This is a genomic window from Amycolatopsis rifamycinica, assembly GCF_000695625.1.
In the GTDB taxonomy this organism is placed as follows: Bacteria; Actinomycetota; Actinomycetes; order Mycobacteriales; family Pseudonocardiaceae; genus Amycolatopsis; species Amycolatopsis rifamycinica.
The window spans coordinates 107744-115675 of record NZ_JMQI01000082.1 but is presented as its reverse complement, the minus strand read 5'-3'; the positions used below and the strand labels follow the sequence as shown (position 1 = coordinate 115675).

Annotated in this window: 8 protein-coding genes; 1 reads left to right on the top strand and 7 read right to left on the bottom strand. The window is 71.1% G+C overall.

The features are described 5' to 3' along the window. Positions 1 to 66: 66 nt before the first annotated feature. The 5 genes from DV20_RS41205 to topA form a co-directional block, all read right to left on the bottom strand. Positions 67 to 858 carry a hypothetical protein gene (locus tag DV20_RS41205; protein WP_043789116.1) on the bottom strand — a complete coding sequence of 264 codons (792 nt, stop codon included), beginning with the start codon at positions 856 to 858 and terminating at the stop codon, positions 67 to 69. Continuing rightward, positions 851 to 1039: a hypothetical protein gene (locus DV20_RS41200; RefSeq protein ID WP_043789115.1), complete on the bottom strand. Its 189-nt coding sequence runs from the start codon at positions 1037 to 1039 to the stop codon at positions 851 to 853. Before DV20_RS41200 ends, DV20_RS41205 begins: the two co-directional genes overlap by 8 nt. After that, positions 1032 to 1823 (bottom strand): ESX secretion-associated protein EspG, encoded by a 792-nt coding sequence (locus tag DV20_RS41195; RefSeq protein ID WP_043789113.1) that lies wholly within the window; start codon positions 1821 to 1823, stop codon positions 1032 to 1034. The genes DV20_RS41200 and DV20_RS41195 overlap by 8 nt, the downstream gene beginning before the upstream one ends. Before the next feature lie 86 nt (positions 1824 to 1909). Further along, on the bottom strand, positions 1910 to 2518 hold the full coding sequence (locus DV20_RS41190; protein WP_235191152.1) for an ESX secretion-associated protein EspG: 609 nt from the start codon (positions 2516 to 2518) through the stop codon (positions 1910 to 1912). Positions 2519 to 2626: 108 nt separating this feature from the next. Beyond that, positions 2627 to 5503 (bottom strand): type I DNA topoisomerase, encoded by a 2877-nt coding sequence (gene topA, locus DV20_RS41185; RefSeq protein ID WP_200876608.1) that lies wholly within the window; start codon positions 5501 to 5503, stop codon positions 2627 to 2629. 296 nt (positions 5504 to 5799) lie between these two features. On the opposite strand from topA, the gene DV20_RS41180 reads away from it, so the two are divergent. Beyond that, positions 5800 to 6606 carry a S1 family peptidase gene (locus tag DV20_RS41180; RefSeq protein ID WP_043789112.1) on the top strand — a complete coding sequence of 269 codons (807 nt, stop codon included), beginning with the start codon at positions 5800 to 5802 and terminating at the stop codon, positions 6604 to 6606. Positions 6607 to 6623: 17 nt separating this feature from the next. On the opposite strand, the gene DV20_RS41175 is transcribed toward DV20_RS41180, so the two are convergent. Both DV20_RS41175 and DV20_RS41170 read right to left on the bottom strand, forming a co-directional pair. Then, on the bottom strand, positions 6624 to 7274 hold the full coding sequence (locus DV20_RS41175) for a hypothetical protein (RefSeq protein ID WP_043789111.1): 651 nt from the start codon (positions 7272 to 7274) through the stop codon (positions 6624 to 6626). Positions 7275 to 7325: 51 nt separating this feature from the next. Beyond that, positions 7326 to 7910, bottom strand: coding sequence for a hypothetical protein (locus DV20_RS41170; RefSeq protein WP_043789110.1), 585 nt, complete (start codon positions 7908 to 7910; stop codon positions 7326 to 7328). Between the last annotated feature and the right edge of the window lie 22 nt (positions 7911 to 7932).

Sequence of the window (7932 nt, the reverse complement as noted above, 5' to 3'; positions counted from 1 at the left end):
CCGCCCTCTCCCCCTCCCCTCCCTCCCGCCTCCTCTGTCTTGCCTCCGGACCGTCCGCTCAGGGCGTCAGGGCGTCTCCTCCTGTCCGAGGTCGATCATCTTGCGGCACCAGTCGCGGAGCATGCCGCGGCTGAAGGGGCTCAGGACCAGCTGGCGGCGGCCGTCCCCTCGGTGCAGGGCTGCCAGGGCGAAGCGGCCCAGGTCCGTGTCGACCAGGACGAAACCGTGGTCCGGGAACTCCGCGCACAGGCCTCCGAAGGCCAGCATGTCCAGGACCGCCGTTCCCGACCTGGGGCGGGCCAGTAGCTCCCGCATCGCGCCCACGTCGTCGTCTTGGCCGTCGTGGACCAGGCCGTCGTCGTCCACCGAGACCCAGATCGCCCGTGCCGAACTGCCGAACGGGACCTCCGGCAGCTCCGCCACCAGCATCTCCGGCAGCTCCTCGAAGTCGGCCAGGTGGATCGCCGTGCGGCCGGGGAGGGAGCCCATCATGAACGCTCGCTCGCCGTCCGCGTAGCAGCGGATGTCCGCCGTTTCCGGGCCGTCGTCGAACACGCCGCACAGCGCCGCCCGGACCGAACCGCGCAGCATCAGGGACACCACCTCGAAGCCGAGCTCGTTGAGCTCGCCGTTCTCGCCGAACGGCGTGCCGTCGATCCAGGCCGCCCACGCCATGTGCCGCTCGACCTCGGCCACCAGGTCCGCCGGATCGTCCGACACCGGGCCGTGAACCAGGATCTCGTGGTCGCTGACGTCCGGGTTGTACAGCCTGTCGACCGGCTCACGGTCCGGCATCGCCGCCAGCACCGGACCGGCGGCCAGCTCGAGCAGCTCCCGCGCCGCCGTGCGCTCAACCATGCCGCCGCCTCTCGTCCGGGTCCGCCGGAGCCGCAGCCGCCGGCCTCGGCTCCGGGACGCCGTTGTTGAGCTCGGCGGCCGCGAGGATCGCCTCGCGGACGGTCAGGTCCTTCGACGCCGCCGCGACCACCCTGTCGACGCCCTCGCCGGCCGTCGTCCGCACTGCCGCGTGCTCAGGCATGGCTCTGCACCGCCTCGACGATCCACTGCTCCGCCGTGCTCCGCGAAGCCGGACCCCAGGTGACCGTCCAGCGCCCGGTCCGGGCCACCGCGGCACTGAACTGGTACCGGCCGAGGTCGTTGTCCACCAGCCCGAACGCGCCGTGCGGGTACTCGGCCAGGATCGCGTCGCGCACCGCGAGGTCGACCAGCACCGTGCCCAGCCGCGGCCGGGCCGCGCACTGCCGGATCAGCTCGACCGCCCGCTCGCACTGCCGCGGGATCAGCCCGCGCTCGTCGGTCTCGATGCGCACGTGCTCGCCCGGCCCCGGCGGCCGGTCGGGCAGCCCGTCGAACACCCAGCCCGGTAGCTCGCTGAGGAAGCCCGACCGCAGCCGCGCGCGGTTGCCCAGCTTGTGCAGGACCGTGGTGTAGTCCTCGTCGCCGAAGAACCGCACCTCCCACGGCTTGGCCCGGGCCGGGAAGACCCCGGTGACGACGCCGCGGATGAAGCCGCCGCGCAGCGCCCGGTACAGCCCGACGGCTTCCGCGGTGACCTCGCCACCCGGCGCGAGACCGATCGCGGCCATCCCGGCGACGAACCGCGTGTACTGCTCCACCTCGTCCGCGAGGGTCGACGCGGGCGAGGAGCGACGCCCCGGCAGCGGCCCGGTGTCCGCCAGCACCGGCGGGATCTCGAACTCGGGGTCGTAGAACTCCATCACCGAGGGCCGCTCCGGCACCTCGGCCGACAGCGGGGCGATGACCTCGTCGATGACGTCGAAGACGGCGACTGCGTTGCTCACCCCTAGATTGAACACCCTGGCACCGACAATTTCTCGCACATGTGTTCGAGCGGGTGAGATCGGTCTGCGAGCGGTCGGTGAGCGGCTCAGCCATGCTCCGGCACCCGCCCCTCGACGAACTCCGCGAGCCGCTCCACGGAGCCGGGCAGCCACCAGAGCCGGCGGTGGCCGCCCCGGGGTCTGCTCAGGGCCGCCAGGTGCCGTCCGCGGTCGTCGTCGACGAACGCGAGCATCTCCCACCGCGGCGGCGAGCCGTCGCGGCGGATGTCGAACTGGACGGTGCCACGCCGGACCCGCCGCAGATCGTCCATCAGGTCGAGGACGAGGCACTCCTGCTCCGGCTCGAGCACGCCCCGCTCGTCCGCGTCGAGGTACAGCCCCTCGCCCGGCGCCGGGGGCAGCGAGGGCAGCCGGCTCAACGCCATGCGGAGCAGCTCCGTGACGTTGCCCGGTGAAGACCCGGTCAGGTGCACGCCATCCCCGGCGATGCCGAACGTGGTCCGGTCGTCGAAGAACGCCGAAGTCCACGGCTCGTCGGACATCGCGACGGCCACGCCGCAGACTCCGCCGGTGCCGATGAAGCCGGTCAGCGACTCCATCATGTCCATGGCGGTGGAACTGCCGGCGGCCGCCGCCCGGACCGGCTTGAGGATCTTGGTGGTCACCGTGTGCACGGTGCGTGGTGTCTTGGTCACGCGTCCATGGAACCCGGCACCACCGACAATTTCCCGAACATCCGTTCGAGGTGTCACTCAAAAGCGTGAAGACCTCCCCTCAGCCGAGGGGAGGTCTTCAAGCCGGACTTACTTGGCCTTCGTCGCGGTGGAGCTGGAGCGCTTCGCCGTGGTCGACTTCGCGGCGGCGGCCTTCTTGGTCGTGCCCGCCTTGACCGTCTTCGCCGTGGTCGACGCCGGCTTGCGCGCCGGCGCCTTCCGCTTCGGCGCCGGGCCCTTGGCCCGCTTCTCCGCCAGCAGCTCGGCCGCCCGCTCCGCGGTCAGCGACTCGATTTCGTCGCCCTTCCGCAGGGTCGCGTTGTACTCGCCGTCGGTCACGTACGGGCCGAACCGGCCGTCCTTGACCACCATCGGCTTCTTCGACACCGGGTCCTCGCCGAGCTCCTTGAGCGGCGGCTTCGCCGTGGCGGACCGCCCACGCTGCTTCGGCTCCGAGTAGATCTTCAGCGCTTCTTCGAGGGTGATCGAGAAGAGCTGGTCCTCGGTCGAGAGCGAACGCGAGTCCGTGCCCTTCTTCAGGTACGGCCCGTAGCGCCCGTTCTGCGCCGTGATCTCGTCACCGGACTCCGGGTCCTTGCCGACCACGCGCGGCAGCGAAAGCAGCTTCAGCGCGTCGTCCAGCGTGATGGTCTCGATGTCCATCGACTTGAACAGCGAGCCCGTCCGCGGCTTCGGCGCCTTCGCCTTCGCCGCCTTCTTCTGCGCGGCCGTCGCGTCCTCGGGGATCTCGATCTCCGGCAGCACCTCGGTCACGTACGGCCCGAAACGGCCTTCCTTCGCGACGATCTCGTGCCCGCTCACCGGGTCGGTGCCCAGCGTGCGGCCCTCCTGCGGGGTCGCGAACAGCTTCTCCGCGATCTCCTGCGTGAGCTCGTCCGGCGGCAGGTCCTCCGGCAGGTTCGCGCGCTGGGAGTTCCCGTCGACCTCCCGCTCGAGGTACGGCCCGTAGCGGCCGACGCGGACCACGACGGTGTGCCCGTCGGCGTCGCTGAACAGCGGGATCGAGTTGATCTCCCGCGCGTCGATGTCCTCGACGCTGCCCTCGACCAGCTTCTTCAGCCCGCCCAGGCGGCCGATCGAGCCGTCGACGCCCATGTCGCCGCCGAAGTAGAACTTCGACAGCCACTGCGCGCGCTGCTCGTCGCCGGCCGCGATGCGGTCGAGCTCGTCCTCCATGCCGGCGGTGAAGTCGTAGTCCACCAGCCGCTCGAAGTGCCGTTCCATCAGGCCGATCACGGCGAACGCGACCCACGACGGAACGAGCGCGGAGCCCTTCTTCCAGACGTACCCGCGGTCCTGGATGGTCTTGATGATCGACGCGTACGTCGACGGGCGGCCGATGCCCAGCTCTTCCAGCTTGCTGACCAGGCTCGGCTCCGAGTACCGGGCCGGCGGCGACGTCGTGTGGCCGTCCGGGCTCAGCTCGGCCGCCGTCAGCGCCTGGTCCTTCTCCAGCACCGGCAGGCGGCTCTGCTTGTCGTCGGCCTCGCCACCGGTCTCGGTGTCGACCGCTTCGACGTACGCCTTCAGGAAGCCCGCGAAGGTGATCGTGCGGCCCGAAGCGGCGAAGGTGCACTCCTCGCCCGAGGTCGCGTTGCCGACGATGCGCACGGACATCGTGGTGCCCTTGGCGTCCGCCATCTGCGACGCGATCGTGCGCTGCCAGATCATCTCGTAGAGCCGGAACTCGTCGGTGTCCAGCTCGCCCGCGACCTGGCCCGGCGTGCGGAAGACCTCGCCCGACGGCCGGATCGCCTCGTGGGCCTCCTGCGCGTTCTTGACCTTGCGCGTGTACTGGCGCGGCGTCGGCGAGACGTACTCCTTGCCGTACAGCTGCGTGGCCTGGCTGCGCGCGGCCGAGATCGCCGACTCCGACAGGGTCGTGGAGTCGGTACGCATATAAGTGATGTAGCCGTTCTCGTACAGCTTCTGCGCGATCCGCATGGTGCGCTCCGAGGTGAACCGCATCTTGCGGCCCGCCTCCTGCTGCAGCGTCGAGGTCATGAAGGGCGCGTACGGCTTACGCGTGTACGGCTTCTCTTCGACGCTCGCGACCTTGAAGTCACGCTGCTTGAGCCCCTCGGCGAGGCGCCGCGCGTCGGCTTCCGCCAGCACGCGGACTTCGTTGGTGGATGCCTTGAGCTGCCCGTCCGAACCGAAGTCGCGGCCCGTGGCGAGGCGAGCGCCGTCCACGGCCACCAGGCGAGCCGAGAAGTTGCGCGGCGACGCCTCTTCGCCCGCGTCCATCGTGGCGGAAACGTCCCAGTACGACGCCGAGGTGAAGCGCATCCGCTCGCGTTCGCGCTCGACCACGATCCGGGTCGCCACCGACTGCACGCGGCCCGCCGAAAGTTTCGGCATGACCTTCTTCCACAGCACCGGCGAGACCTCGTAGCCGTAGAGGCGGTCGAGGATGCGGCGGGTCTCCTGGGCGTCGACGAGGTCGGCGTCGAGCTCGCGGGTCGAGTCGGCGGCCGCGCGGATGGCCTGCTCGGTGACCTCGTGGAAGACCATCCGGCGGACCGGGACCTTCGGCTTCAGCGTCTCGAGGAGGTGCCACGCGATGGCCTCGCCCTCGCGGTCGGGGTCCGTGGCGAGGTAGAGCTCGTCGACGTCCTTCAGCAGCCCCTTGAGCTCGGTGACCTTGGACTTCTTGTCCGGGGTGACCACGTAGAGCGCCTTGAAGCCGTTGTCGACGTCGACGCCGAGCCGCGCCCACGCCTCCCCCTTGTACTGGGCGGGCACGTCGGCGGCACCACGCGGCAGGTCGCGGATGTGCCCGACGGAGGATTCGACGACGTAACCGCCGCCGAGGTAGGGCGCGATCTTGCGGGCCTTCGTCGGCGACTCGACGATGACCAGCCGCCGGTGCCCGGCGCCGTTGTCCGCCGAGGCTCCGCTCTTCTTGGTCCGTGCTCCTGCCACGCTGTCCTGCTCTCCGCTCATCTCGCCCCGCCGCCGCGGGACTGCACCACGTCCCTGCCAGGGCCCGTGTCTCGACCTGCCAGTGTGCACGCTGTTCCCGGCCGGATGGCGCGGAGGTGGCCCAACACGCCGCCGGTCCTGTGCCCAGCGCATCGCCGCTGACCTCGACGATGTTTCCCCAACGTACCTGCCACGTGATTTCGGCCACGTCCCGCGCAGCCTAGCGCGTGACCGTCCGGATACCCTCCGTTCGACGGTGGTGGCCGCGGGGATGTCACCGCTTCACTGGTTTCCCCGTCCAGCCGAAAGGACCCGCCATGACCCGACGCCTGCTCGGCGCCCTGTTCACCGCCGTGACCGCCACAGTATTGCTGGGGGCCACTCCGGCGAACGCGGCCGCGGCGAACTTCGCCGGCACCGTGGCCCTGTCCAACTGCTCGGGGTCGGTGGTCAAGCCGGCCGCGACGCCCGACTCCGCGCCCGCGCTCGTCATGTCCAACGGGCACTGCCTCGAAACCGGTTTCCCGGCGCCGGGGCAGGTGATCACCAACCGCGCCTCCAGCCGGACGTTCACGCTGCTCACCGCCAGCGGCAGCAACAAGGCCACGCTCCGGGCCAAGAAGATCGTCTACGGCACGATGACCGACACCGACGTGTCGCTCTACCAGCTCACCACCACCTACGCGCAGATCAAGGCCAGCTACGGGATCGCGCCGCTGGAGCTGTCCAACGCGCACCCGGCGGCCGGCGCGGCGATCGACGTCGTTTCCGGTTACTGGAAGCGCATCTACTCCTGCAACATCGACGGTTTCGTCTACCGGCTGAAGGAAGGCAGCTGGACGTGGAAGGACTCGATCCGCTACACGTCCGCCTGCCAGACCATCGGCGGCACCTCCGGCTCGCCGATCATCTCCGGCGGCAAGGTCGTCGGCGTGAACAACACCGGCAACGAGGACGGCGAACGCTGCACGGAGAACAACCCGTGCGAGGTCGACCAGGCCGGCAACGTCACGGTGCACTACAAGACGAACTACGGCCAGGAGACCTACGGCATCCCGGCCTGCCTCACCGCGGCCAACGAAATCGCGCTCACCCAGGCCGGCTGCACGCTGCCCCGGCCCTGACCGGCTCCCGCGCCCGGTCAGGCCGTGCTCGTCACGGCCTCCGGGTGCGGGACCGGTTGCGGCGCCGCACCCGGCCACGCCGCTTCGGCGCCCGGCGGCGGCTCCCCGATCAGCTCCAACAGCGCCTCCAGCCGGCGTTTCCCGGTGACTTTGACGGCCGGCACCTCGGCCTTCGGACCGGCCAGCTTCGCCGCGACGCCCAACGGCGTCAGCGCTTCGACGAGCCGCTCGTGCATGCCGGGCGCGAGGGGGTCGACGCCCAGCAGGTAACCCTGCGTGGCCGGACGGCCACTGGCCAGCGCCCACATCCGCAGCATCGCGCCGCTCAGCCGGAACCCCTCCGGCACCGCCTTGCCCGAGTCGTCCTCCACCGGGCCGGCGCGGCCCTCACGCAGCCACTGCAGCGCCAGCGGCAGCAGGTCGACCCGGAACGACGTGCGCACCTGCGGACGGCCGCAGTCGGCCTTCGAGACCTGGGCGTCCGCCCCGCGGCAGCGGAACTCGCCGGCCAGGACGTGGGCCCGCCACGGCTCCTCCACGACCACCGACAGCCGGGCGGCGGTGCGCCCGAAGCCGGTGATCTGGCCGTGGCAGCACAACAGGCCGGCCAGGTCGCCCAGGTCCGGCCCGCTGGCCTCCGCGGAGAAGAGCGAGATCGTCCGATCCACCGCGCCATACTAGAACACAAGTTCGATTCGCGGCAGGTCTCGCGGGGATCTTCAGCCGGCAGGCTGACCCAGCCGCCGGCAGGCCGGCGCGCGCTGTTCCGCCGCGGCCAGGGCCGGGACGTCCCTGACGCCCTTGAGGTAGTCGAGCGCGTCGATGCGGTCGAGCGCCGCTTGGGCCTGGCCGAGGGCTTCTTTGGTCGCCGCCGCGTTCCCGCGGGCCGCCTCGATGCGCCGGCGCGCGTTCTCGGCCTCCGTGCGGATTTCGGCGAACTGGCCGATGACGTCCTCGCGCCCGCCGTCCGCCGACGGCACCGGCGGCGCGCCGAGCGCGTGCAGACCGGCCAGGCTCTGGTCGAGCCCGCCCACCACCGACGAGAGCAGGTCACTGGACGTCCGGGACGCCTTCTGCGGGGTACTGGGATCGACCGCGGGCAGGTCCGCGAGCACGCGGACCAGGTGCGTCACCGCGTCGCAGTAGCCACCCGCCCACTTCGCCGCGGGATCGGCCTGGGGAACGATGGTCGCGAGCGGCGGATCGGGGTCCGGCGGCGGCTCCGTGGCCGGCTGCCCGCACCCGGCGAGACCGAGGGCGATCGTCGTGGTCAGCGCGGCGAAAACGGTCAGCCGCTGCCGCACTCGCGTACCTCCTGACCGACGA